The organism is Labrys sp. E2SS-1L (assembly GCF_057073705.1).
Map to the genome: position 1 here is coordinate 1,225,286 of NZ_CP172712.1, position 25,009 is coordinate 1,250,294.

The 25,009-nt window shown below is 64.7% G+C and carries 22 protein-coding genes; 11 read left to right on the forward strand and 11 right to left on the reverse strand.

The features are described 5' to 3' along the window. Nucleotides 1–2: 2 nt before the first annotated feature. Nucleotides 3–1,802 carry a cation:proton antiporter domain-containing protein gene (locus tag ACIGJE_RS05585; RefSeq protein WP_415083010.1) on the forward strand — a complete coding sequence of 600 codons (1,800 nt, stop codon included), beginning with the start codon at nt 3–5 and terminating at the stop codon, nt 1,800–1,802. Nucleotides 1,803–1,922: 120 nt separating this feature from the next. On the opposite strand, the gene ACIGJE_RS05590 is transcribed toward ACIGJE_RS05585, so the two are convergent. After that, nucleotides 1,923–2,777, reverse strand: a complete 855-nt coding sequence (locus tag ACIGJE_RS05590; protein WP_415083012.1) for an SDR family NAD(P)-dependent oxidoreductase — start codon at nt 2,775–2,777, stop codon at nt 1,923–1,925. Between the two features lie 156 nt (nt 2,778–2,933). After that, complete coding sequence (locus ACIGJE_RS05595; RefSeq protein ID WP_311939069.1) at nt 2,934–3,545, reverse strand: TetR/AcrR family transcriptional regulator; 612 nt, start codon at nt 3,543–3,545, stop codon at nt 2,934–2,936. A 294-nt stretch (nt 3,546–3,839) separates the two neighbouring features. On the opposite strand from ACIGJE_RS05595, the gene ACIGJE_RS05600 reads away from it, so the two are divergent. The 3 genes from ACIGJE_RS05600 to ACIGJE_RS05610 are packed head-to-tail and all read left to right on the forward strand — an operon-like array spanning nt 3,840 to nt 8,435. Further along, nucleotides 3,840–4,052: a hypothetical protein gene (locus ACIGJE_RS05600; protein WP_311939070.1), complete on the forward strand. Its 213-nt coding sequence runs from the start codon at nt 3,840–3,842 to the stop codon at nt 4,050–4,052. Nucleotides 4,053–4,066: 14 nt separating this feature from the next. After that, complete coding sequence (locus tag ACIGJE_RS05605) at nt 4,067–7,252, forward strand: efflux RND transporter permease subunit (RefSeq protein ID WP_311939071.1); 3,186 nt, start codon at nt 4,067–4,069, stop codon at nt 7,250–7,252. 10 nt (nt 7,253–7,262) lie between these two features. Then, nucleotides 7,263–8,435: an efflux RND transporter periplasmic adaptor subunit gene (locus ACIGJE_RS05610; RefSeq protein WP_311939072.1), complete on the forward strand. Its 1,173-nt coding sequence runs from the start codon at nt 7,263–7,265 to the stop codon at nt 8,433–8,435. Nucleotides 8,436–8,623: 188 nt separating this feature from the next. Here ACIGJE_RS05610 and ACIGJE_RS05615 read toward each other — a convergent pair whose 3' ends face one another. Beyond that, on the reverse strand, nt 8,624–8,908 hold the full coding sequence (locus tag ACIGJE_RS05615; protein ID WP_394312678.1) for a hypothetical protein: 285 nt from the start codon (nt 8,906–8,908) through the stop codon (nt 8,624–8,626). Between the two features lie 156 nt (nt 8,909–9,064). After that, nucleotides 9,065–9,337, reverse strand: a complete 273-nt coding sequence (locus ACIGJE_RS05620; RefSeq protein ID WP_149253249.1) for a helix-turn-helix domain-containing protein — start codon at nt 9,335–9,337, stop codon at nt 9,065–9,067. 365 nt (nt 9,338–9,702) lie between these two features. Between ACIGJE_RS05620 and ACIGJE_RS05625 the strand changes: the two genes are divergently transcribed. The 6 genes from ACIGJE_RS05625 (at nt 9,703) to ACIGJE_RS05650 (ending at nt 16,055) form a co-directional block, all read left to right on the forward strand. After that, on the forward strand, nt 9,703–11,691 hold the full coding sequence (locus tag ACIGJE_RS05625) for a hydantoinase/oxoprolinase N-terminal domain-containing protein (RefSeq protein WP_415083018.1): 1,989 nt from the start codon (nt 9,703–9,705) through the stop codon (nt 11,689–11,691). Between the two features lie 300 nt (nt 11,692–11,991). After that, nucleotides 11,992–12,966 carry a GAF domain-containing protein gene (locus ACIGJE_RS05630; protein ID WP_415083020.1) on the forward strand — a complete coding sequence of 325 codons (975 nt, stop codon included), beginning with the start codon at nt 11,992–11,994 and terminating at the stop codon, nt 12,964–12,966. A gap of 214 nt (nt 12,967–13,180) precedes the next feature. Then, on the forward strand, nt 13,181–14,698 hold the full coding sequence (gene adh, locus ACIGJE_RS05635) for an aldehyde dehydrogenase (RefSeq protein ID WP_149253252.1): 1,518 nt from the start codon (nt 13,181–13,183) through the stop codon (nt 14,696–14,698). Nucleotides 14,699–14,914: 216 nt separating this feature from the next. Next, on the forward strand, nt 14,915–15,298 hold the full coding sequence (locus ACIGJE_RS05640) for a DUF779 domain-containing protein (protein WP_367623787.1): 384 nt from the start codon (nt 14,915–14,917) through the stop codon (nt 15,296–15,298). Between the two features lie 62 nt (nt 15,299–15,360). Beyond that, on the forward strand, nt 15,361–15,777 hold the full coding sequence (locus ACIGJE_RS05645) for a putative toxin-antitoxin system toxin component, PIN family (protein WP_415082476.1): 417 nt from the start codon (nt 15,361–15,363) through the stop codon (nt 15,775–15,777). A 2-nt stretch (nt 15,778–15,779) separates the two neighbouring features. Further along, nucleotides 15,780–16,055 (forward strand): toxin-antitoxin system HicB family antitoxin, encoded by a 276-nt coding sequence (locus ACIGJE_RS05650; RefSeq protein WP_311939084.1) that lies wholly within the window; start codon nt 15,780–15,782, stop codon nt 16,053–16,055. A gap of 123 nt (nt 16,056–16,178) precedes the next feature. Here the strand turns inward: ACIGJE_RS05650 and ACIGJE_RS05655 are convergent, their stop codons facing one another. Then, on the reverse strand, nt 16,179–16,934 hold the full coding sequence (locus tag ACIGJE_RS05655; RefSeq protein ID WP_415082480.1) for an SDR family oxidoreductase: 756 nt from the start codon (nt 16,932–16,934) through the stop codon (nt 16,179–16,181). 150 nt (nt 16,935–17,084) lie between these two features. Here ACIGJE_RS05655 and ACIGJE_RS05660 point away from each other — a divergent pair, with 150 nt between their 5' ends. Next, the gene (locus ACIGJE_RS05660; RefSeq protein ID WP_415082482.1) at nt 17,085–17,465 is read left to right on the forward strand and encodes a hypothetical protein; all 381 of its coding nucleotides are present in this window, start codon (nt 17,085–17,087) and stop codon (nt 17,463–17,465) included. A gap of 201 nt (nt 17,466–17,666) precedes the next feature. Here ACIGJE_RS05660 and ACIGJE_RS05665 read toward each other — a convergent pair whose 3' ends face one another. The 6 genes from ACIGJE_RS05665 to ACIGJE_RS05690 all read right to left on the reverse strand — a co-directional run bounded on the left by ACIGJE_RS05665 (nt 17,667) and on the right by ACIGJE_RS05690 (nt 25,000). Continuing rightward, entirely contained in the window at nt 17,667–18,413 is a 747-nt protein-coding gene (locus ACIGJE_RS05665) for an HAD-IIB family hydrolase (RefSeq protein ID WP_311939090.1), read from the reverse strand. A gap of 228 nt (nt 18,414–18,641) precedes the next feature. Further along, nucleotides 18,642–19,397 (reverse strand): ATP-binding cassette domain-containing protein, encoded by a 756-nt coding sequence (locus ACIGJE_RS05670; protein WP_149253257.1) that lies wholly within the window; start codon nt 19,395–19,397, stop codon nt 18,642–18,644. A gap of 3 nt (nt 19,398–19,400) precedes the next feature. Next, a complete protein-coding gene (locus ACIGJE_RS05675) occupies nt 19,401–20,387 on the reverse strand; it encodes an ABC transporter permease (protein ID WP_483679511.1) in 987 nt (328 codons plus the stop codon). Nucleotides 20,388–20,639: 252 nt separating this feature from the next. Beyond that, the gene (locus tag ACIGJE_RS05680; protein WP_394312736.1) at nt 20,640–21,521 is read right to left on the reverse strand and encodes a substrate-binding domain-containing protein; all 882 of its coding nucleotides are present in this window, start codon (nt 21,519–21,521) and stop codon (nt 20,640–20,642) included. 385 nt (nt 21,522–21,906) lie between these two features. Continuing rightward, complete coding sequence (locus ACIGJE_RS05685; RefSeq protein WP_311939096.1) at nt 21,907–23,136, reverse strand: argininosuccinate synthase; 1,230 nt, start codon at nt 23,134–23,136, stop codon at nt 21,907–21,909. Between the two features lie 310 nt (nt 23,137–23,446). Further along, entirely contained in the window at nt 23,447–25,000 is a 1,554-nt protein-coding gene (locus ACIGJE_RS05690) for a Ppx/GppA phosphatase family protein (protein ID WP_394312663.1), read from the reverse strand. Between the last annotated feature and the right edge of the window lie 9 nt (nt 25,001–25,009).

Here is a 25,009-nt window from a genome sequence, read left to right on the forward strand (position 1 = left end):
GTTTGGCTGGAGCGGTCGATCTCTCGGCTTTGAAGGATGCTTTGGTGGTGCTCGGTACCGCCGGCGTCGTGGTGCCGCTCGTGCGCCGCCTGCATGTCAGCCCGGTCATCGGCTTTCTGGCCGCCGGGGCCGTGATGGGCCCGACCGGCGTCGGCGCCCTTTCTTCCTATGTGCCCTATATCGACTGGATCGCCATCAGCGAGCGCGAGACCATCGCGCGCATCGCGGAATTCGGCGTGGTGTTCCTGCTCTTCGTCATCGGGCTGGAGCTCTCGCTCGCCCGCCTGATGACCATGCGCCGCCTGGTTTTCGGCCTCGGGGGCCTGCAGGTGGTGGTATCAACCATCGTTGTCGCCCTGCTCGCCCGGCTCGTGCTGCCATCCGAGGCGGCGCTGGTGGTCGCTGCAGGTCTGGCGCTGTCGTCCACGGCGATCGTGGTGGAGGTGCTGGCCGGGCAGAAACGCATGGCCTCGGCGACGGGGCGCGTCAATTTCGCCGTGCTGCTCCTGCAGGATCTGGCCGTGGTGCCCGTGCTGTTCCTGGTCGGGACTATGGGCGGGCATTCCGACCGCTCCGTGCTGGTCGGCCTCGGCTATGCCCTCGGCCTGGCGGTGCTGACCATTGCCGCCATCGTGGTCGCCGGGCATTTCCTGCTGCGGCCTTTGTTCCGCCTAGTCGCCAATCCGGAAAATCCGGAACTCTTCATCGCCGCCACCCTGTTCGTGGCGATCGGGGCCGGCGTCGCAGCGGCGAGCGAGGGACTGTCCATGGCCCTCGGCGCCTTCATCGCCGGGTTGCTGCTGGCCGAGACCGAATATCGCCGCGCCATCGAGGCGACGATCGAGCCCTTCAAGAGCCTGCTGCTCGGCGTGTTCTTCTTCACCGTCGGCATGAGCGTCGATCTCGGCGTGGTGGTCCGCTACCCACTGCTGATCGTGAGTGCCGTGCTGGCACTGGTGCTGGTCAAGGGCCTGTTGATCTTCGGCCTCTGCCGTCTTTACCGAGTGCCCAAGGCCGTCTCGATCGAAACCGCCTTCCTGCTCGCCTCGGCCGGCGAGTTCGCCTTCGTGGTGTTCACGCTCGCCACCCAGCTTTCCATCCTCACGCCGGAGCAGTCGGCGCTGGTGGTGGCCATCGCGTCTCTTTCGATGGCCTCGATCCCCCTGCTGGGCGTGCTTGGCCGGCGCATCGCCAAGCGCTACGAACTGGCCGTGCCGGTGGAAGCGGCCGCGCTGGAAGGCCCGCCGGAGGACAAGCAGCGCCGTGCCATCGTGGTCGGCTATGGCCGCGTCGGCCGCCTGGTGGCCGAAATGCTCGCCGAGCACAAGATCGCCTATCTCGCCGTGGATGCGAATGCCAAGGCCGTGGCGCGCTGGCGCGAGGACAAGAAGCCGGTCTATTGGGGCGATGCCACCAACGCCGCCTTCCTGGAACGCTGCGGCCTTGCCGAGGCCTCGGCCCTGGTCGTGACCATCGACCAGCCGCGCCAGATCGAGGCCGTGGTCACCACCGCGCGGGCGCTGCGGCCGGATCTCGTCATCGTGGCGCGCTCGCGCGATGCCGATCACGCCAGCAAGCTCTATGCGCTGGGCGTCACCGATGCCGTGCCCGAGACCATCGAGGCGAGCCTGCAACTGTCCGAAGCAGCCCTCGCCGGTCTCGGCGTGCCGGCCGGCCCGGTGATCGCCTCCATCCATGAGCGGCGCGATGTCTTCCGCCGCGAACTGCAGACGGCGGCCGGCCGCGAGACTCACGCCGTCAAGCCCAAGCGCGGCCGGCGTTCGGCGGCCACACCGTCATAGATCCGGCCACAGCGCCCCGCCGATCGGGGGACGGGTCTTCAGACCCGCCAAGTCTGCAGACCCGCAAGTCCCGTCGGTGGCGGTCACGGGCTGGTCTGAAGACCAGCCCCCCAAACATCCTCACCCCTTCAGGAATTCGGCGAATTTCCCGGCATAATCGGGGTGCCAGCGCGACAGAGGCGGACGGTTCTCGATGATGTCGCCGACGGCCCAGGCGATGCGGCGTTCGTCGAGCGAGCGCGGCACCTCGTTGTCGGGGCAGAGGATATAGAAATCGCCGGCTTCCAGGCGTCCCAGCATGAAATCCACGGTCTGCTCCGGCGTCCAGGCCCCGGCCGGCTTGTCGGTGCGGCCCTTGGCGGCGAGCGGGGTGAAGACGAAGCCGGGGATCAGTAGATGGGCGGATATCCGGCAGCCCTCGGTGTTGCGCAATTCGTGCTGCAGGGCTTCGGTGAAGGCCTTCACCGCCGCCTTCGAGACATTGTAGGCGGGATCGCCGGGCGGCGTGGTGATGCCCTGCTTGGAGCCGGTGTTGATGATGAGGCCAGGGCGTCCGCGCGCGATCATGCCGGGCGCGAAGATCTGGGTGCCCTGGATCACGCCCTTGAGGTTGACGGAGAAGATGCGCTCCCAGGTCTGGTCCTCCCGGGCATCGAACAGTTTCGAGCCTGGCTGGATGCCGGCATTGTTCATCAGCACATCCGTGCCGCCGAAGCGCTCATTCACCTGCCGCTGCAGGTCGAGCAGGGCCTCGACGTCGCTGACATCGGCGGCGGAGGCGAGCACGGCCTGCCGCCCGTCCGGCGCAGCTGCCGCGATCTTCTCGGCGGCTGCCGCAAGCTTCTCTTCGCCGAGATCGGCGATGGCGACCTTGAGGCCGAAGGAGGCAAACTTGACGGCCGCGGCGAGACCGATGCCGCTGGCGCCGCCCGTCACGACGGCGACCGAGCCGGGAACGAGTGCTGGATGAGACATGGCGGTGCTTCCTTGCAATGCCGACGGGGAGGGCGACCGGGCATCGCCCACAGCGGAAAGATCATGCGCTGATAGCGAAAATTCGGCGCGAACGCCATCGCGCCGGACGAAAGCCCGCAGCTCGTCAGAAGGTCTCGGCGAGTCGGAGGCCTTGGGTCAGGCAGTCTTGCCGAAGGAGGCGATCACCCCCTCTGCCATGCGCACGAAGCGGGCGCTCGGGCCTTCCGGGCCGGCGCTCTGGCGGCTGACGCGGGCGCCTTCCAGCAGGAGATGCAGCGTATCGGCGACCAGATCAGGCTGGTCGAGGCCCGCCTCCCGGCAGAGCAGGGCCAGGCGGTCGCGATGCCTCTTCTTGAACTCTTCGACCAGGCGCCGGGCCGGATGGTCCTCGCCCGAGAGCTCGACGGCCGCATTGGCGAATTCGCAGCCCCGGTTGTCGGCCTCGATATAGTCGGCGCATTTGCCGACCCAGGACAGCAACTGGGCGTGGGCATCGCCCGGATGCTCGGCCTCGAGCTGGGCCCAGCGCGCCTGGTTGTCGATCTCCGCCGCCCGCAGGCATTCGACGATGAGATCGTCCTTCGAGCCGAAATGACGGTAGAGCGTCATCTTGTTGGTGCCGGCGACCTTGGCGATGGTGTCGACGCCGATGGTGTTGATGCCATGTCGGTGGAAGAGGTCGCGCGCAGTGACGACGATGCGGTCTCGCGGACGCTGTCCGGGGCAGCAGAGTGACTCTTCGCTTTGTTCCAAAATTTTCTGGCTCATGGCTTGACCAAACTGTTACCGACCTGTAACAGTGTCGCTGTTACTGATCGGTAACAGCTTGGTAAGGCGTCGTCAAGGCCGTTTCGTCATCGCACTGCGATCCAGCCTTGTTAGAGAGACAATTCACCCGAGCGTCTTGTGATTTGATTGAATCTCTTCAAATCGCAAAGGCGCGTCGAACCAGAGAGCTAGAGCAAAGCACGGTCACGCCTGAACGCGCTTTGCTCTGGCAAACGACACATCGTCAAACGGATTCGGCGGAGCATGGACCCATGTTTCCGCGCTGGAGGAGTCATGGCTCAGCAAGGCTGCAATATGACCATCGATCAGTTGCTGAACGATCCGCTGACGCTTGCCCTCATGCGGGCCGACAGGGTCGATCCGGTTTCATTGAGGACGATGCTCACCGGTCAGGCCCGCCGTCTCGCCGAAGCGCAGGACATGCCGCCGATCCTCCTGACATTTTCTGACACCGTCATGCCACATGGTGGCATCCAAGGCGGCTGACGCAGAGCTTCACCATGGTCAATTATTTCATTCAACGTCCGATCTTCGCCTCGGCCATCGCCATCATCATGGTGCTGGCGGGGGCGATTGCCTATTTCCTGCTGCCGGTCGCCCAGTTTCCCAACATCACGCCGCCCCAGATCCAGGTCAGCGCCTCCTATCCCGGCGCCAGCTCGCAGGTCGTCGCCGATACGGTGACCACGCCGCTCGAGCAGCAGATCAACGGCGTGCCGGGCATGATCTACATGTCCTCGGCCAGCTCCAATGACGGTTCCTCCAACATCACTGTCACCTTCGATGTCGGCTATCCGCTGAACATCGCGGCGATGGACGTGCAGAACCGCGTGGCTCAGGCGGCCTCCTCGTTGCCGGCGATCGTCAACCAGTCCGGTGTCTCGGTCACCAAGGCCAATCCCAACTTCGTGCTGATCGTCGACCTGACCTCGCCCGACAATTCGGTCGATTCGGTCGCGCTCAGCAACTACGCCTATCTGCAGATCGTCGATCCCCTGAAGCGCCTGCCGGGCGTCGGCGACGTCAGGATCTTCGGCGAGCGGCGCTATTCCATGCGCATCTGGCTCGATCCCGACAAGCTTGCCAATCTCGGCATCACCGCCGTCGACGTACAGAACGCCGTCGCCGAGCAGAACGTGCAGGTTGCGGCCGGCAAGATCGGCCAGAACCCGGCTCCGGCGGGCACCGCCTTCGAAATGCAGGTCAACGCCACCGGCCGCCTCAGCGATCCGGAGGAGTTCGGCAACATCGTCGTCCGCGCCAATCCGGCCGGCGGTTCGGTGGTGCGCCTGCGTGACGTCGCCCGCATCGAGCTCGGCTCGCTGCAATATTCGTCCTCGGCCTATCACGGCGAAAAGCCGATGGTGGTGCTCGGCGTCTTCCAGGCACCCGGCTCCAACTCGCTCAAGCTGAAGGAAGCCGTCGAAGCCAAGATGAAGGAGCTCTCGGCGCGATTCCCCAAGGGCATCGAATATTCGATGAAATACGACACGACCCGCTTCGTGTCGGCCGCGATGGAGGACGTCGTCAAGACGCTGGTCGAGGCGCTCATCCTCGTGGTCCTCGTCGTCTACATCTTCTTACAGAACTGGCGCACCGTGCTCATCCCGGTCATCGCCATCCCGGTATCGCTGATCGCGACCATGGTGGTGATGCTGGCCATGGGCTTCTCGCTCAACATGCTCTCGCTGCTCGGCATGGTGCTCGCCATCGGCCTCGTCGTCGACGACGCCATCGTGGTGGTGGAGAACGTCGAACGACAGCTCGAGGCGGGACATCCCCCGCTGCAGGCGGCCAAGATCGCCATGAAGGAAGTCACCGGCCCGATCGTCGCCACCACGGCGGTGCTGATGGCGGTGTTCGTCCCCGTCGCCTTCATTCCCGGTGTCGCCGGCCAGCTCTACAACCAGTTCGCCCTGACCGTGGCGATCTCGGTCGGCATCTCGGCCTTCAATTCGCTGACCTTGAGCCCCGCCTTGTCGGCGGCCTTCCTCAGCCACAAGCCGGCCTCGCGCTTCTTCCTGTTCCGCTGGTTCAATGCCGGCTTCGACAGGCTGTCGCACGGCTATGCCGCCTCCGTGCGCGGCTTCATCAAGCTGCGCTGGCTGATGATGGGGGCCTTTGCCATCGTGCTGGCCGCCACCTACTGGATCTCGACACGGGTGCCCTCCACCTTCCTGCCTTCGGAAGACCAGGGCTATTTCTTCGTCGTCCTGCAATTGCCGGACGGTGCCTCGCTCGAACGCACCGATGCCGCCGCCAAGCAGGTGCGCCAGATCCTGATGGCCGAGCCCGGGGTCGAGGACATCATGTCGATCTCCGGCCTGAACTTCCTCACCAATGCCCAGCAGTCGAGCGCCGCGGTCGAATTCGCCATCCTCAAGCCTTGGGATGAGCGCGGCCCCGGCCTCAGCGCCACCGATATCGTCAACAAGGTGCGCCCGAAGCTGTTCGGCATTGCCGATGGTTTCGTGCTGGCCTTCGAGCCGCCCTCCATCCAGGGCCTCGGCACCACCGGCGGCTTCGAATTCCAGATCGAGGATCTGAACGGACGCGGCCCCTTCGCGGTCAACGAGGCGGCGCAGGCCCTGCTTGCCGAGGCGCGCAAGCAGCCTGAGCTCAATCCGCAGACCCTGTTCACCACCTTCTCGACCTCGACGCCGCAGTTCAACTACGACCTCGACCGCAACAAGGCCAAGCTCCTGGGCTTGAACCTGCCTGATATCTTCAACACCCTGCAGATCTATCTCGGCTCGCTCTATGTGAACGACTTCAACCAGTTCGGGCGAACCTTCCGCGTCACGCTGCAGGCCGACAAGGATTCGCGGGCCGATCCCGGCGACATCAGCCGCCTCTATGTCCGCAACGCCACCGGCAACATGGTGCCCCTGTCGACCCTGGGATCGCTGAAGCCGATCGTCGGGCCGGAGACGGTCACCCATTACAACAATTACGGCGCCGCCCTGATCAATGGCGCCGCCGCGCCGGGCTATTCCTCGGGACAGGCCATCGAGGCGATGCAGAGGGTCGCAGCCCAAACCCTGCCGAACGGCTTCAACTATGAATGGACCGGCATCACCTTCCAGGAGCTCAAGGCCGGCTCGATCGCAGCGGCGGTGTTCGCCCTGGCCATCGTGTTCGTCTTCCTGATCCTGGCCGCGCAATATGAGAGCTGGTCCATGCCGTTCATGGTCCTGCTCGCGGTGCCGCTCGGCCTGTTCGGTGCGCTGCTCGCCATCTGGCTGCGCAGCATGCAGCTCGATGTCTATTCGCAGATCGGCTTCGTCATGCTGATCGGCCTCGCCGCCAAGAACGCCATCCTGATCATCGAGTTCGCCAAGCATCTGCGCGAGCAGGGCCATGGCATCGTCGAGGCGGCGATGGAAGCCGGCCGGCTGCGCCTGCGCCCGATCCTGATGACGGCCTTCGCCTTCATCCTGGGCGTGGTGCCGCTGGTGAAGGCGACCGGGGCCGGTGCGGCCAGCCGCCAGTCGCTTGGTACCGCGGTGTTTGGCGGCATGCTGGTGGCCACCGTGCTGACGCTGGTCTTCGTGCCGGTGTTCTACGCCATCATCGAGCGCTGGCGCGAGCGCCGGCTCTCCGCCAGGAAAGATTCACACCATACCGACAGTACGCCTGAGGAGTCCGAGGAGGCCGTGCCGCCCCGGATCCAGGCCGCCGAATAAGGGGATACCGATGCGTATCTGGAAAATCGCCACCGCCATCGTCGTGGTCGCCGCCGCCGGCGGGGGCTACTACCTCAAGGACAAGCCGCATCTTCTCGCTGCCGGTCAGGAACTCCTGGCCGGGGTGCTGAGCAAGCCGGCCTCGGCCAATCCTGCACCGGCCATGCAGGCCATGCCGGTGCCGGTGGCCTCCGTGGTCAAGAAGTCGATTCCGCTCTTCCTCAACTACCCGGCTCGCACGGAATCGATCCGCAGCATCGCCCTGCAGGCCAAGGTCTCGGGCTATATGCTCGACCAGGCCGTACCTGACGGCACCGATGTGAAGCAGGGTGACGTCCTCTATCGCATCGACGCGCGCGACTATCAGGCCGCGCTGGCGCAGGTGAAGGCCCAGGCCGAGCGCGATACCGCCGCGCTCGACTATGCCAAGACCAGCCTCACCCGCGGCAACGACCTCACCAAGACGGGCTTCCTGTCGAAGGATCTGTTCGACCAGCGCACCAGCGCGGTCAAGCAGGGCGAGGCGACCCTCCTTGCCGACAAGGCGGCGATCCAGGCGGCGGAACTCAATCTCGATTATACCGAGATCAAGGCTCCCTTCGACGGACGCATAGGCCGCAACCAGGCCGCGGCCGGCACGCTCGTCAGCCCTGGCGGCACGGTGCTCAACACGCTGGTGCAGCTCAGCCCGATCTATGTGACCTTTACGCCGACGGAAGCCGAACTCACCCAGATCCTCAAGGCCAAGGCAGCCGGCAAGGTGCTGGCCGATATCATCGTGCCCGGCCAGAACGAGGCGAGCCATCAGGGCGAGCTCACCTTCCTGGACAATGTCGTCGACCGTGCCACCGGTACCATCACCGCCCGGGCCACCACGGCCAATGCCGATCGCAGCCTGTTGCCGGGGCAATATGTCAATCTGCGCCTGAGCGTCGGCGAGCGGCCCGATACGCTGCTGGTGCCGCAGGCAGCCCTCGGTTCGAGCCAGCTCGGCAAATATGTCTATGTGGTCGGCGAGGGCAGCAAGGTCGAGATGCGTCTGGTCGAGCTTGGTCCCGCGCAGGGACCGCTCATCGCGGTGACCAAGGGGGTCAAGGAAACCGACCAGATCATCGTCGGCAATGTCCAGAAGATCTTCCCCGGCGTGCCGGTGCAGCCCCTGCCGCAGAAGGCGGGAGCCTAGGACATCCCTAGAGCAAAGCGCGTTCGAGTGTGAACGCTTGTTTGCTCTAGCTCCTTGTTCCGACGCGTCTTTGCGATTCTCGGTGATTTCACCAAATCGCAAAACGCTTTTGCGCATGGCGGGCCTCCGCCTCGGTCCGTCGCAGCGCGGCTTGGCCGGCCCCGGACATCGTTCCAGGCCGGCCTTTTTTATTCGGGGCGCAGGGATTTCGCCGTGCAGCGGTGCCATTGATAGGCGGCCGCGTCGGGATCGTCCTTGCGGCCGAAGCACCAGCCGGTCTCGGCGAGTTGCCTGGTGAGGGCGTCGCGCTGATCGCAGGCATGCCGGGTGACGGGATCGTCGCCGCTGCCGCCTCGGCATTGGCTGTTCAGGGCTTTCCATTGAGCGATCGAAGCCTTGGCCTGCGCTGCCAAGGCCAGCTGTGGCGCAAGAATGAGGCCCATGAGCAGGAAGGCGGGCGCAGCAATTCTCATCCGTGCAACCTCCGATACCGTCAGCCATCAGAGATGGGGGAAGGTCGAAAAACAAGCTGTTTCATTGGAAACCTCCGCTCGGATTCGTATCCTTCGGTGCCGCCGGCTGGGCGCGATGGCCTGCATGGTGCCCGTCGCCGCGAACTGCACTCCGGGTCAGGCCGAGGGAATTTCCGGCAGCTTGGGAAGCTTGAGGCGCACGCCTCGTCCGCCCTCGCGGCTGACGGCATTGTCGCCGATCAGCTCGACGCCGGCGCGATCGAGCGCCTCGATCACTTTCGTCAACGTATCGACCACACCGCGAACATTGCCTTCGCTCGCCTCCATGCGCTGAACCGTCGGCAGGGAAACCCCCGATAGGTCGGCGAGCTGGCGCTGGTCGATGCCGAGCAGGGCACGGGCAGCGCGCATCTGGGCAGCGGTGATCATAGGCAGCCTCGCATTTGTCAAATACCAAATTTTAATATTGATGTTTAAAGCATCAATTAGGATGTTTAAGCCATCGATATCTGCAGTGCCCGGGCGCAGGAGAGGGCGGATCTCCCCGCTCACGGCCACCGCAACGCCCTATAGCCGAAGCAGTTTGCGATTTCACCGTCTCACCTCGAATCGCAAAGACGCATCGAAGCGAAGAGTTAGAGCAAAGCGGCGTTTTCGCCTAAATACGCTTTGCTCCGAGCGTGCCTTACCCCCTGGGAAAGGCCGCCAGTGCCAAAAAAATGCGGGTATGAGCGAGCGGCGCAGCCCGAATTCGCGTATCAGCAAAAAAGATCTGATTGCTAGTGGCTGACATCATGGCTGTTTTGTTGGGTATCGATACGGGCGGAACCTTCACCGACGCCGTCCTCTATGACGAGGGGAAGGGCGTTCTCGCTAAGGCCAAGTCGCTCACCACCCATCATGATCTGGCCATCGGTGTCGGCGGCGCCGTCGGCGCGGTGCTGTCTCAGTCCGACATTGCGCCTGCGCGCATCGCCCTGGTCTCGCTCTCCACCACGCTCGCCACCAACGCCATGGTGGAGGGTCAGGGTGGGCGCGTCGGCCTCGTCTATATCGGCTTCGATGCCGCCGATGCCGAGCGGCCGGATCTCAAGGCGGCCTTGAACGGCGATCCGGTCCTGCTGATTGCCGGCGGCCATGACGCCATGGGCCAGGTCCGTGCGCCGCTCGACGAGGCAGGCCTGGTCGAGCAGGCCCGCGCTTTGGCGCCGGGGCTGACCGGCTTTGCGGTGACCGGCCGCTTTGCCGTGCTCGACCCCAGCCATGAGATCGCGGCGCGCGAGATCCTGCGGCGCGAAACCGGCCTGCCGGTGACCTGCGGCCACGAGCTTTCAGCCAAGCTGGACGGGCCGAAGCGCGCGCTCACCTGCGTGCTCAATGCGCGCCTGATCCATCTCCTCGAGGCGCTGATCGCCGCGACCGAGGGGCGGCTCGCCGCGCTCGGCATCGCCGCGCCCTTGATGGTGGTGCGCGGCGACGGCTCGCTGGTGGCGGCCGAGGTCGCCAAGGCCAAGCCGATCGAGACGATCTTCTCCGGCCCGGCCGCTAGCGCGGTGGGCGGCGCCTTCCTGGCCGGCGCCCCGGACGCCCTGATTTCCGATATCGGCGGCACCACCACCGATGTCGTCGTGCTGCGCGGTGCCAGGCCTCGCATCGATCCGGCGGGGGCCCTAATCGGCGGCTTCCGCACCATGGTGGAGGCGATCGCAATCCGCACCTGCGGCCTCGGCGGCGATAGCGAGGTGGCGATCGAGCAACACGGCCTGGATACGTCGCTCAAGCTCGGTCCGCGCCGTGCCGTGCCGCTGTCCCTGCTTGCCGACAGCCATGCCGACCTCGTGCATTCGACGCTCGACCGGCAGCTCCGGGCCGATCTGCCCAACGACCTCTTCGGCCGCTTCGCCCTGCGCCTGCACCCGCCTTTGGCGGAACTGCCGGCGCTGGAGGCCGAGGTGCTGGCGCGGCTGGAGGCTGGGCCGATGGCCGCCGACAAGCTGATCAACAACCGGCGTGAACTCAATGCCCTGCAGCGCCTGGTCAACCGGCGCCTGGCCATCATGTCCGCGCTGACACCGTCCGACGCGGCCCATCAGCTCGGCCTGCATCACGCCTGGGACAAGCCGGCGGCCGAGAAGGGGCTGACCCTGTTCGCCAGGCGGCGCAACGCCATGGGGCTGCCCTATGCTGATGGCGCCGAGGACCTGGCACGGCGCATCATCGAGACCCTCACCCGCCGCTCCGCCGAGTTCCTGCTGGAATGCGCTTTGGCCGAGGACGGCTTCCGCGAGGCGGGCCTGTCGCGCCATGCCTTGGCGGTGGCGGCGCTCGACGGCCATAGCGGCCTCGTCAAGATCGGCCTGTCGCTGACGGCGCCGGTGGTCGGGCTCGGCGCCTCGGCCGCGACCTATTACGGCGATATCGCCGGCCTGGTCGGCGCGCCTTCGCTGGTGCCTGAACATGCCGAGGTCGCCAATGCCGTCGGTGCCGTGGTCGGCGGCGTGCATGTCTCGGCAGAGGTGAAGGTACTGCAACCGGTAGAGGGCATCTTCCGGGTGTTCACGCGGTCGGGCACGCGCGACATCCTCGATCTCGGTGAAGCGCTGGTCCATGCTGAGGAAGCGGCGCGGATCCAGGCGGAGAGCGATGCGCTGACCGCAGGTGCCGCCACCGTCGAGACCTCGGTGAGCGTGGACGAGAAGAAGATCCTGGCCGAGGGCCGCGAATTGTTCGTCGAGGCGCTGGTGACGGCCCGGGCCTCGGGCCGGCCGAGGATCAGCGCCTAGAAGCCCGGGACCGCCAGCATCCTGCTGGCTCTTCCTTCCTGCAGGCACAGCGGTTCCAGGAGCCAGCAGGATGCTGGCGGTCCCATCGGAGAGGTGGCGCGCCACATCTCTGCGCGATGTTGACGCATCGAATGGTAAATTCGTTTTCCAAAACGTTTTGGATGGCGATGAAAATCGCAACTGCGATTGACAGGGCAGGAAATTCCAGCGGAAGATGCCGTTAACCGCGTCGATGCCGGGGAGCGGCCTTTCGGGCTCCCCTTGTCGGAATGCATGCGGAGGGCGGAGCGAATGCCAGGAATGGGTAAGTCGGACCGCGTGCATCATGCGGATCTGGTCTATGCAACCTTGAATGACGGCACCTCGGGTGCCCAGTCCGCGGTCGCGGCCTCCTGGTCGCGCTCCCTCAGCCATTATGGTCTCGACCCCGACCACGCCCCTCCGCCCCTGCGCCTCGGCGACAGCGAATTCAAGGCGGCCTTGTCGCGCATGGAACTGCTGGTGCGGCTGTCGCAGGCAACCCTCGACCGCCTGTTCCAGGCGGTCGGCGAGGCCGGTTGCTGCGTATTGCTTACCGATGATGACGGCGTGCCGCTGGATCGGCGTGGCGTCGCGGGAGACGATGCCGATTTCGAGGCCCTCGGCCTGTGGACCGGCATGGTCTGGAGCGAGCAGAGCGAGGGCACCAACGGTGTCGGCACCTGCATCGCCGAAGGGCGGGCACTGACCATCCATCGCGACCAGCATTTCCTCACCCGCAATATCGGGCTGAGCTGCACGGTGGCGCCGATCTGGGACGCGAATGGCCGGCTGATGGGCACGCTCGATGTCTCGACCTGCCGTTCCGATCTGACGCCGGCCCTGCTCAAGCTGGTGGCGGCGGCGACACGGGACGCGGCCACCCGTATCGAGACCCAGCATTTCCGCGAGGCCTTCCGCCATGCGCGCATCCTGGTCGGTCCCGACGCCGGCAATGGTCCTGCCGGCCTGCTGGCCGTCGATCGGGAAGACCTCGTCATCGGGGCCAGCCGCGCGGCCCGCCTCGTCTACGGGCTGACGGACGACCATCTGCGCAACCCGTTTCCCGCCAGCGATCTCGTCGACGGTGAAACGGCGTTGCCCGGCGAGGGGTTGCTTGCCGGCGAGCGCTCCGCCGTGCGCCAGGCGCTGTCGCGCGCCAAGGGCAATGTCTCGGCCGCGGCCCGTCTGCTCGGCGTCAGCCGCGCCACCATGCATCGCAAGATCGCACGACTGGGTCTCGGGCGGGAGAGCTGAGGGGGCTGGTCTTCGGACCAGCCTGGAAAAGCAGCGTTTGCAGGAAGGCCCCGGCGGGTCTGAAGACCAGCTCCCCAAATCTGTCTCACCGATGAGACACATCGTCCCCGCCATCGTGCATCCCCATCCTGACAAGCCATCCCGTCACGCCCATCCTCCCAGCCAGACGACGCCAGTCCCAGAACCTCAATTGGCGCGCTGAAGGAGGAAATTGATGAACAAGCCCGAGATCGTCCGCTCGCCCGGAACGCTGTTCAAGCCCCGCTACGGCAATTTCATCGGCGGCCAATGGCAGGAGCCGCGCAGCGGCAAATATTTCGAGAACACCTCGCCCGTAAACGGCAGGGTCCTCTGCGAGATCGCTCGTTCCGATGCCGCTGACGTCGAAGCCGCCCTCGACGCGGCCCATGCCGCCAAGGACGCCTGGGGCCGCACCAGTGCGACGGAACGATCGCTGCTGCTGCTGCGCATCGCCCAGGTGATCGAAGACAATCTGGAAACGCTCGCTCTGGCCGAGACCTGGGACAATGGCAAGCCGATCCGCGAGAGCACCGCCGCCGATTTGCCGCTCGGCGTCGACCATTTCCGTTATTTCGCCGGCGTGCTGCGTGCCCAGGAAGGCGGCATCTCCGAGATCGACCATGACACCGTCGCCTATCATTTCCATGAACCGCTCGGCGTCGTCGGCCAGATCATCCCCTGGAACTTCCCGCTGCTGATGGCGATATGGAAGCTCGCCCCCGCACTCGCCGCCGGCAATTGCGTGGTGATCAAGCCCGCCGAGCAGACCCCCGCCTCTATCCTGGTCCTGGCCGAACTGATCGGCGACATCCTGCCGCCCGGCGTACTCAACATCGTCAATGGTTTCGGATTGGAAGCCGGCAAACCTTTGGCCTCTTCCAATCGGATCGCCAAGATCGCCTTTACCGGTGAGACCACCACCGGCCGCCTCATCATGCAATATGCCAGCCAGAACCTGATCCCGGTGACGCTGGAGCTGGGCGGCAAGTCGCCCAACATCTTCTTCAAGGACGTCGCTGCCGAAGACGACGATTTCCTCGACAAGGCGATCGAGGGCTTCGTGATGTTCGCCCTCAACCAGGGCGAGGTCTGCACCTGCCCGAGCCGCGCGCTCGTGCATGAAAGCATCTATGACCGCTTCATCGAGAAGGCGCTGAAGCGCGTCGCCGCCATCAAGCAGGGCGACCCGCTCGACCCGACCACCATGATCGGTGCGCAGGCTTCCTCCGAACAGCTCGAGAAGATCCTGAGCTATTTCGATATCGGCCGCCAGGAAGGCGCCGAAGTGCTGATCGGCGGCGAGCGCAACGAACTGCCGGGCGAACTCGCCGGCGGCTATTACGTCAAGCCGACGGTGTTCAAGGGCCACAACAAGATGCGGATCTTCCAGGAGGAGATTTTTGGGCCCGTGGTCTCCGTCACCACCTTCAAGGATGACGAGGAAGCACTCTCCATTGCCAATGACACGCTCTACGGCCTTGGCGCCGGTATCTGGACGCGTGACGGCACGCGCGCCTATCGCTTTGGCCGCGCCATCCAGGCCGGTCGCGTCTGGACCAATTGCTACCATGCCTATCCGGCTCATGCGGCCTTCGGCGGCTACAAGCAGTCCGGTATCGGCCGCGAAAACCACAAGAAGATGCTCGATCACTACCAGCAGACCAAGAACATGCTGGTCAGCTACTCCCCCAAGAAGCTTGGCTTCTTCTGATCCGTGCCGGAGCACTTTGCTCCGGGGATCGCCTTGGCCGCCCGGTTCACGCCGGGCGGCCTTTTTGACAGCGCTGCTGAAGCTAACCGACTATCGTCATTGCGAACACAGTGAGGCAATCCGGATGCCACAACGCGGTACCTGGCGAAGGCTGGATTGCTTTACTGCGTTCGCAAGGACGAGGGGCGCGATGCATTTCGGTACGGGAGAAGCATCATGGACGACATCACTATAGAGCGCGTGACGGCGACACCGGCCGCCCTCGCCCTGATCGCCAGTCTCCAGGCCCGCTACGGCCCCGTGTTGTTCCACCAGTCGGGCGGGTGCTGCGACGGCTCCTCGCCGATGTGCTATCCGCAGGGCGACTTCATCATCGGGGACCAGGACGTGCTGCTGGGCAGTATCGGCGAGGCGCCCGTCTATATCAGCGCGCCGCAATTCGCCGCCTGGAGCCACACCCAGCTGATCATCGACGTGGTGCCGGGGCGCGGCGGCATGTTCTCCCTGGAGAACGGCACGGAAAAACGCTTCATCACCCGTTCGCGTACCTTCTCTGGCGAGGAGATCTGCGTGCTGCCCGCGGCGAGGAGAGGGGCCTGAATATAGTAGGCCGTCCCGCGCCTGATCTTGACAAAAGCACATAATTTCATATCATATGCGATATGAAATTGGTGCTGGATACCAATGTCCTGGTAACGGCTCTGCGAAGCCCCACTGGCGCGTCCGCCGAAGTGCTTCGTTTGGTGCTTCGCGGTCAATTGGCAATGGCTGCCAGTATACCGATATTCCTGGAATATGAGGCGGTCCTGAAGCGGCCAGAGCATCTTGTCGGCTGTGGCATCGATAGCAGTCAGGTCGATCGGTTTCTGGCGGCTTTGGCCGGTGTAATCGAGCCGGTCACCATCCGATTCCTGTGGCGTCCGATCTTACGGGATCCAAATGACGACATGGTGTTGGAAGCGGCCGTCAATGGGCGAGTCGATGCGATCGTGACCTTCAACAGGCGCGATTTCCTGCCCCAGGCGTTGCGGTTCGGACTTGAAATCCAGGCACCGGCCGAGGTGCTCGAAAGGTTGTGACCATGGCTCATTCCAGCAACTATGCTTTGAGAATGCCGACTTCCTTGAAGAAGGCCGTCGAGGAGTTCGCGCGGCAGGACGGCACCACGATCAATCAGTTCATCGTGTCGGCTGTTGCCGAAAAGCTTTCGGCCCTGACCGCAGCGGAGTTCTTTGCACAGCGACGGGCCGATGGTGACATCGATTGGGCATTGGCTTTCCTCAGCCGCGAGGGTGGCGAGGCGCCAGCTGCGGATGACCGGCTGCCCGCCAAATATCATGGCAAGCCGGGAGCCTGAAGGCGGTTTCCCGGGTGCGCGGGCATCACAGCGACATGCGTGTCGCGATGCCCGCTCTTCCCATCCTGGATGTACGGTGCTTCCAGATGCGCGCTGTGATGCCCGCGCACCCGGAATCTTCGCTTACCCGCGCCCGACCAGCGGCATCTTGGTCGCCATCACCGTCATGAACTGCACATTGGCCTCGAGCGGCAGGCCGGCCATGTAGACCACCGCATCGGCGACATGTTTCACGTCGAAGGTCGGCTCGGGCTTGATCGAGCCGTCCGCCTGCGGCACGCCGCCCGGCATCTTGGACGCCATCGGCGTCAGCGTGTTGCCGATGTCGATCTGGCCACAGGCGATGTCATATTTGCGCCCGTCCAGCGACGACGACTTGGTGAGGCCGGTCACCGCATGCTTGGAAGCGGTGTAGGGCGCCGAATTCGGGCGCGGCGCGGTGGCCGAGATCGAGCCATTGTTGATGATGCGCCCGCCGCGCGGTTGCTGCGCCTTCATCACGCGGAAAGCCTCCTTGGTGCACAGGAACACGCCGGTGACGTTGGTATCGATCACCGCCTTCCACTGCTCGAAGGGCAGGTCCTCGATCGGCACGCCGGGAGCGATGGTGCCGGCATTGTTGAAGACGAGATCGACACGGCCGAGGGCGGCGACGGTGGCATCGAACAATGCCGCAACCGAAGCGGGATCGGTGACGTCGGAGGGGATGGCGCGGGCGGAGGCCACCTGCGGGCTTTCGGCGATCGCCGCTTCCAGGGCCTCCTTGCGACGCCCCGTGAACACGACGGACCAGCCATCGGCCAAAAGGGCATGCGCGACGGCCTTGCCGATGCCGCTGGCGGCGCCCGTGACGATGGCGATCTTTCCTTGACCCGACATGGGTTCCTCCCGATTCCAATTCGATTTGTGCTGCAACGCGCAGTCCGGCCCGGCCAGGCGAAGCTACGCATGGCAGGTCGGCGCTTCCGTTGTCTGACAAATATCTCTAATCGGAATTTTCGGATAGGGCGAGCCTCCAAGAGAGACAACATGACAGATCTTCACATCCGTAAGCTTTGCAACGCCCTCATTCCCAATGCGACGCCGTCGTGCTTGGTGCCAGGCGTCGCGGTCGATGCGGCTAGGCGGGTGAGCAGCAAGGCGGGAGGCCTGTGGGTCGGCGGTCGCGTCGAGATCACGCCGGATGGGCTATCCTTCGCCGCCAATGGCCTGAACAAGGCCTTTCACACCGGCCTGCAGCCTGTCCACATCCCGATGGCCGCCATCCGCAAGACCTGGCGGGAATTCGGCTGGGTCACCGGTATCGTCGCCGTCGAGCATGACGAGGGCACGTTTCGTTTCCGCTGCTTTGGTGCCGGCAAGGTCGCGGCGGCGCTGGAAAAACATATCGCGGGGTGGCAGGAGCGGTGATCGATCGCTCGGTGAAAGAGCTTGCCTTGTCCGTAGACTCGCAGCGTTCCAAGATATGGCGCAGAGATCCCTCCCCGAAACCGGGGAAGGATTATTGTGTTTTGTCCGGCTCGGCCGAGATATGCGAAGCAGATAGCCGAGGGCGATAGAGCGTACTTTACCAAGGCGCAGGAGCTCGCCGTTGTGAAGCGCCTCAGTTTCTTACCCCAGGCAGGCGATGATCGTCTCGATCACCCGCTTGGTCTCCTCCGGATCCCTGACGCGGATCGAGTCGACGCCGGCCTCCTTGGCCGCATAGTCGTTGCCGCCCGGGAACAGCGCGTCGCCGGCGAAGATCATCTCCTCGATGGCAATGCCCAGCCGGTCGCGCAGCTTGGCGATGCCATAGGCCTTGTCGATGCCCTGCCGGGTCACGTCGATCGAGGTGGCGCCACCCATGCGCACCGAGAAATCCGGGATCGACTTGTCGAGATAGGTTTTCAGGATGGTGCGCTTCTTGAAATCGGGATCCCAGCTGTGCTTGGCTTCGAGCGGTGCTTCCTGGCCGAGCGCGGACATGGTGATCTGGCTGCCGCGATCCTCGATGCGCTCGCCCCAGATCCGCTCGGGCTTGAAGCCGGCCTGCTCGAAAGCCGCCTCCAGTGCTGCGACGATGCGCTGCTTGTCCTCGGCCGACAGGTCCTCGCGATAGACCGGGACCCAGTTTCCCCCGTCGAAATGGAAGAATTTCGTGCCGCAGGTCGGCAGCAGATGCAGCCGGTCGAAGCGATCACCGGCGGGCAGATTGGCGAGGAACTGCTTTTCGAATTGCGGCCAGTCGCCGCCCGAGATCACGGCGACCTGGGCGACGGTGAGAAGCTGGCCCAGCAGGGCGGCCATCTCGGCATCGATGGCCGATTTGCTCTTGGCAAGCGTGCCGTCGAGATCGAAAATGACGAGTTTCTTCATGAAGAGCTTCGATGTCCCTGGGGAAGGAAAGAGTCCGGCCGTTATAAACGAGTTGGCCGGATGCGCCACTCTACGATGGTACAGTCGGGCTCACCCTTTCGGGGCAGACGCCATAATGCATCCTTCCCTGGGCCCCCAGCATCCTGCCGGCTCCTTGGTGCCGGGGCGTTCGTCAGAAAGAAGAGTCAGCAGGATGCCGGCGGTCCCAGGAAGAGGGCCGGCCGCTCTTCAGTGATCCATACCGGTGATCACCCGCTCCACCGCCTCCACGCTGGTCTGCTTGGGGTCGATGTCGTCGGCGACGACGCGCCCGCGGCGCATGACCACGATACGGTCAACCACCTGGAAGACATGGTGGATGTTGTGGGCGATGAAGATGCAGGAATGGCCGGAACTGCGGGCATTGCGCACGAAATTCAGGACGCCCTGCGTCTCCGCCACGCCCAGATTGTTGGTGGGCTCGTCGAGAATGATCAGGTCGCTGTCGAAATGCATGGCGCGGGCGATGGCCACCGCCTGGCGCTCGCCGCCGGAGAGCGAGCCGATCGGCGTGGTCGGTGCGATGTTCTTGGAGATGCCGACCCTTTTCAGCAGCGTGGTCGCCACCTCGTTCATCTTGGCCTGGTCGAGGCGGTTGAGGAAGCGTGGTCCCTTGATCGGCTCGCGTCCCAGGAAGAGGTTGCGGGCGATCGAGAGTTGCGGCACCAGGGCCGAATCCTGGTAGATCGTCTCGATGCCCTGGGCGATCGCATCGGTGGTGGAGCGCATCTCCACCTTCTTGCCGCGCACGAAGATGTCGCCCGAGGTGGCCGCCACCGCCCCCGACAGGATCTTGATCAGGGTCGACTTGCCCGCCCCGTTATCGCCGAGCAGCCCGACGATCTCGCGCCGGTTCACCGTGAGGGTGACATCCTCGATGGCGCGGATGCGGCCATAGGACTTGGCGATGTTCTGCATGCGGATGAGTTCGCTGGTCTCAGCCATCGCTCACCTCCCTTCCTGATGCCGGCGGTCGAGCCATGAATGCAGGGCCATCATGCCCAGGATGATCGCGCCGATGAAGATGTTGTAGGCCAGGCCCGGCACGCCGATCAGCACGATGCCGTTGCGCATCACCCGCAGGATGAAGATGCCGAGCACCGTGCCGATGATGGTGCCTCGGCCGCCGGTGAGCGCGGTACCCCCGATCACCACCATGGCGATCACCTCCAGCTCATAGCCCGTGCCCGAATTGGGATTGGCCGAGGAGGTGCGGATGGAGGAGATGATGCCGGCCAGGGTCGAAAGCACGGAGCACAGGATGAAGAGCCAGACCTTGGTGGCGTCGACATTGACGCCGCGGGCACGGGCCGCATTGGGATTGCCGCCGGCCGCCTGGATCCAGTTGCCGGCCTTGGTCTTGGTCAGGACATAGCCAAGCACGATGGCGGCGATGGCGAACCAGAGCAGGGACATGTAGACGCGAAAGCTGCCGACATAGAAGGTGCCGACCAGGATCTCGGCCAGCGGCTGGTCGACGGCGTTCCAGGTGCGCTGGGGAAAGCCGTTGGTGACGAAGAGGGCCGTGCCGCGCACCACCAGCAGCATGCCGAGCGTCACCAGGAAGGACGGGATCTTCAGCCTGGTGACGAAGAGGCCGTTTACCCAGCCGATCAGCGCCGCGACGACGAGCGCGACCAGGAAGGCGGCCCATAGCGGGGTCGCGCCGGAGTTGAACAGCGTCCACATCAGCACCGGCGAGAAGCCGAAGAGCGAGCCGACCGAGAGATCGAATTCGCCCGAAGTCATCAAGAGCGTCATTGCCAGGGCGATCAGGCCGAGCTCGACGGTGAAGGCCAGGATGTTGCTCAGATTGTCCGCGGAGAGGAAATCGGGGTTGATGCCGCCGAAGATGGCGAGTTCGACGACCAGGAGCACGAAGGGGCCGAATTCCGGCCGGGCGATCGCGCGCTGGAGCAGGGAGCGTTGTTCCACGAGAAGTCCTTGGCGGGTGATGGTGGCGGATGCGGAAGGGCGCTTCGGGGGCGGTGTGGCGATATTGAGATTGGCTCGACTTTTGTCATTGCCGGGCTTGACCCGGCAATCCAGCCTGCCGCGCAGGTGGTGTCCCGGCCGCCTGGATGCCCGGGGCAGGCCCGGGCATGACAACGGTCGGTGTCTCCCACGATATCAAAAGAGGTCACCGCGCTGGACAGCCATTCCCGGCCGTCCGCGCCTGTGAATGCCCTATTTCTTGCCGCTCAGGATGTCGTCATATTGCTGGGCGGCATCCTTCTCATAGAGCGCGCCGGTGATGACGTTGAAGCCGGGGCGGATGCCGCTGGAGGCCATGGCCGCCATCGACAGGGCGATATAGCTGGTCGCCTGCGGGTCCTGCCACTGCGCGGCGTTGACATAGCCGTTCAGCACTTCCTGGGTGGTGTCGAGCGAATTGCCCCAGCCGACGACCGGGATTTCGCCGGGCTTGACACCGACCTGGTCGAACACCCGCTTGATCGAACCGGTGACGAGGTCGCCAAGGCCGATGATCGCCTTGATCTTCTTGCGGTTGGTGGTGAGGTAGTCGGTCATGCGCGAGATGACCTCGGCCTGGTCGAGCGTGGCCTCGGTGACTTCCCAGGTGATGCCGAGCGGCTTGAACACGCTGGAAATTCCCTGTTCCTCCTGCACGCCATAGGTGGCACCGGGGATTTCCACCGGCATCCAGACGAAATCGCCCGACTTCACCAGCTTCTTGTCGACCAGATATTGGGCCCAGGCCGCACCGAACTTGACATTGTCGCCGCCGACATAGGCGCCGAACTTGGCCTGCGGGTCGGGCGTGTTGAAGTTGATGATCGGGATCTTCTTGGCGTTGGCTTCCTCGACCACCTTGATCAGGCTGCCAGGATCCGGGCTGGTGGTGACGATGCCGGCGGCACCCGCCGCGATCGCCGCGCGCACCGCTTCCTGATGGGAGGCAACGTCGCCATTGTGGAAGGAGGTGTTGACCGTGTTGCCGGTGTCACTGGCCCATTGCTTGGCGCCTGCCAGGAAATAGGTCCAGACCGGGTCGGCCGGGCCGCCATGGGATATCCAGTAGAAGGTCTTCGGGGCGGCCTGCGCCATCGGGAGGGAGGCTGCCAGCGCCATTATCGCGCCGGCAACAGCCAAGACGAATTTCCTGATCATGGGAGTGCCTTGCTCGTGTTCCGGGTCTCTGGAGGACCAACGGGCACAATCATTGCAATTGTATTACGATTAATCAATGCGATCTTTGATATGAGATCGTATCATCGCAGAGCATTCTTTGGGGTGATCCAAAGAAACGGCTCTATTTTACTTCAAAGGGTTATCTTGCGATGCGGAAATTATTTGCTGCAATGCATCAAAGTTAACGCGCTATCGTTCGGCTGGGCCTGAATGCTGCCGATCTGAAGCGCTTTGATAAACAAAAAGCCCTTCCCTGGGGAGGGAAGGGCCGTGATCAATTTCAAATTCGATGCGAACCGCATCAGACGCCCAGCTTGCGCTTGCGGCTGCCGAGGGTGCGCAGGCGCAGGGCGTTGAGCTTGATGAAGCCGGCGGCGTCGCGGTGGTCATAGGCCACGGCGCCTTCCTCGAAGGTGACGAGGTCCTGGCTGTAGAGCGAGTTGGGGCTCTCGCGGCCGATGACATGCACGCCGCCCTTGTAGAGCTTGAGGCGGACCGAGCCGGTCACCGCTTCCTGGCTCTTGTCGATCAGGGCCTGCAGCATTTCGCGCTCGGGCGAGAACCAGAAGCCATTGTAGATGAGCTCGGCATATTTCGGCATCAGCTCATCCTTGAGATGCGCGGCGCCGCGGTCCAGCGTGATGCTTTCGATGGCGCGATGGGCCGGCAGCAGGATGGTGCCGCCGGGCGTCTCGTACATGCCGCGCGACTTCATGCCGACGAAGCGGTTCTCGACCAGGTCGAGGCGGCCGATGCCGTTGATGCGGCCGAGTTCGTTGAGCTTGGCGAGCAGGGTGGCCGGGCTCATCTTCACGCCGTCGATGGCGACGGCGTCGCCCTTCTCGAAGTCGATGGTGATGACGGTGGGGGTATCCGGCGCATCTTCCGGATTGACCGTGCGCGAATAGACGTAATCGGGCACTTCGACCGCCGGATCCTCCAGCACCTTGCCCTCGGAGGAGCAGTGCAGCAGGTTGGCGTCGACCGAGAAGGGAGCCTCGCCGCGCTTGTCCTTGGCGATCGGGATCTGGTGCTCCTCGGCGAACTTGATCAGGGCTTCGCGCGAGCGCAGGTCCCATTCGCGCCAGGGGGCGATGATGGTGACGTCGGGCTTGAGGGCATAGTAGCCGAGCTCGAAGCGCACCTGGTCGTTGCCCTTGCCGGTGGCGCCGTGGCAGACGGCGTCGGCCCCGGTCTTCTCGGCGATCTCGATCTGCTTTTTGGCGATCAGCGGGCGGGCGATCGAGGTGCCGAGCAGGTAGACCCCCTCATACTGGGCATTGGCGCGGAACATCGGGAAGACGTAGTCGCGCACGAATTCCTCGCGCAGGTCTTCGATGTAGATGTTTTCCGGCTTGATGCCGAGCAGCAACGCCTTCTGGCGCGCCGGCTCCAATTCCTCGCCCTGGCCGAGATCGGCGGTGAAGGTGACGACCTCGCAATTATAGGTGGTCTGCAGCCATTTCAGGATGATCGAGGTGTCGAGGCCACCGGAATAGGCGAGCACCACCTTCTTGACGGATTTGGACATCTAGGGAGCTTTCGGGTTGGGATTGGCGCCGGGCGGAGAACCCGGCGACGAAAATCGCGCGCGACTATAGTCAGCCGGTGCGACAAGACAAGCATGGCGAGCGCTTTCTAGCGCGGCCTGTCCGGAGCGTGCCAGTCAAGAAAACTGATGGATGACAGCAAGGTCCTTGAAGTGTCCACGCCGAAAGGCACGGCACAAGGAGGGGCGATCGCCACAGCCTGATCGCGAAATGGAACGGGATCGCCCCTCCAATGCCGGGCTATCGCCGCACATCACGGCCGATGAGCCAGTCGCCGGCGCTCTCCGAAAGTCAGACGTCCTCGGCAAGCTCGGTGATCTCCGAGAACTTGACCCCGGCCGCGGCGGCCAGCAGGGACAGGCGCTCGCTTACCGCCTCGCTGTCCGGCACGCGGGCCGAACGGCCGACCTCCAGCCGCAGGCGGTTCGAGCCGATCGACAGGCGCGAATTCGCCAGCACGGCGGGCGTGCCGCCGGACAGGCGATAGGCCACCAGCAGAGCCCGTCCGAGGATCTCGGCGCGGCGGCGTTCCGCCGGCGACAGCAGTTTCAGCGCCCCAGCGAGATAGGGGGCGTCGAGCCGTCCGGCGTGGCGGGCGTGGAGCGCGATGGCCAGGAAGGCTCGCTCCGGGTGGTCCAGGCCGATGAAGGGAAATTGCAGCACGCGGCGGTGGCTTTCCTCCGCCCGGATGTCGGGATGGTCGCGCCAGCCCAGATCCGAAAGCGCACACAAGGTGACGCGCAGGCGCTTTTCGGCCGGGCTTTCGTCCGCGAACAGACCCTCGGTCCAGGCAACCAAAGCGGGCGGAAAGTCGGGGACGCGCGAACCCGGCAGCCCGATCAACTGGGCACCCTCGACCAGCGGATCGAGATAGCGCTCCTCGGCATCGAGTTGCGAATAGAGCCAGCCTTCCCGCAGGCCGAGGGCGGAGAACACCACCTCGTCCGGCGCCAGATATTTGAGCACGCGGTCCAGCACCAGGGCGGCGGCGGGCATGGTGCGGGCGCGCCGGCGCGATATGCCCGGCAATTCGGCGATCTTGGCGAGGGGCAGGCGCAGCAATGTCTTGGCAAAGGCGCGGGCCTCGCTCGCCGGGATGCGATAGCCATGCACCACCGGGACCGGGGCGGCATGCGTTGCCATATGGGCCTTGGCGAAGGTCCGCCAGCCTCCGCCGACCGCAAAGAAAATCGGCTGCTTCAGGAAGGAAGTCGGCGTCTTCTCCTTCAGCAGCGCATCGATCCGCCGCTTCGCATCGTCCGGACCCTGCATCAGCGCTTCGACCGGCAGGGCTCCCAGGGGGAAACTGACCCAGTCCTCGCCGACCCGGTCATCCAAGGCAGCGGCCAGTTCCAGGCTGCCCCCGCCCATGTCGCCGACGATGCCGACGGGACGGTGGAAGCCGGAGATCACGCCGAGCGCCGCAAATCGGGCCTCTTCGGCGCCGCTGAGGATACGCACATCGATGCCCGCCTCCGTCCGGATGGCCTCGACCAGGTCCTTGCCGTTCTCGGCCCGGCGCACTGCCTCCGTCGCGGTGGCATCGAGACGGGCAACGCCCATGGCGTCGGCCACGGCGCGGAAACGGCGCACGGCCTCGACCGTCCGGCGGAAGCCCTCCACGGAGATCAGGCCGGTCTGCGCCAGGCCTTCGCCGAGACGGCAGAGCGATTTTTCATTGAAACGCGGCAGCGGGGCGCGGCCGAGCTGGTCGTAGACCACGAGGCGGACCGAATTGGAGCCGATGTCGATGATGCCGTAATGGGCCCGATCGAGGCGTCCCGCCCGCTTTGGATCGAGGTCGAGCGGGCGATGAATGGCTGCCGTGCCGGTGCTGGTCCCCATGAAGCGCTC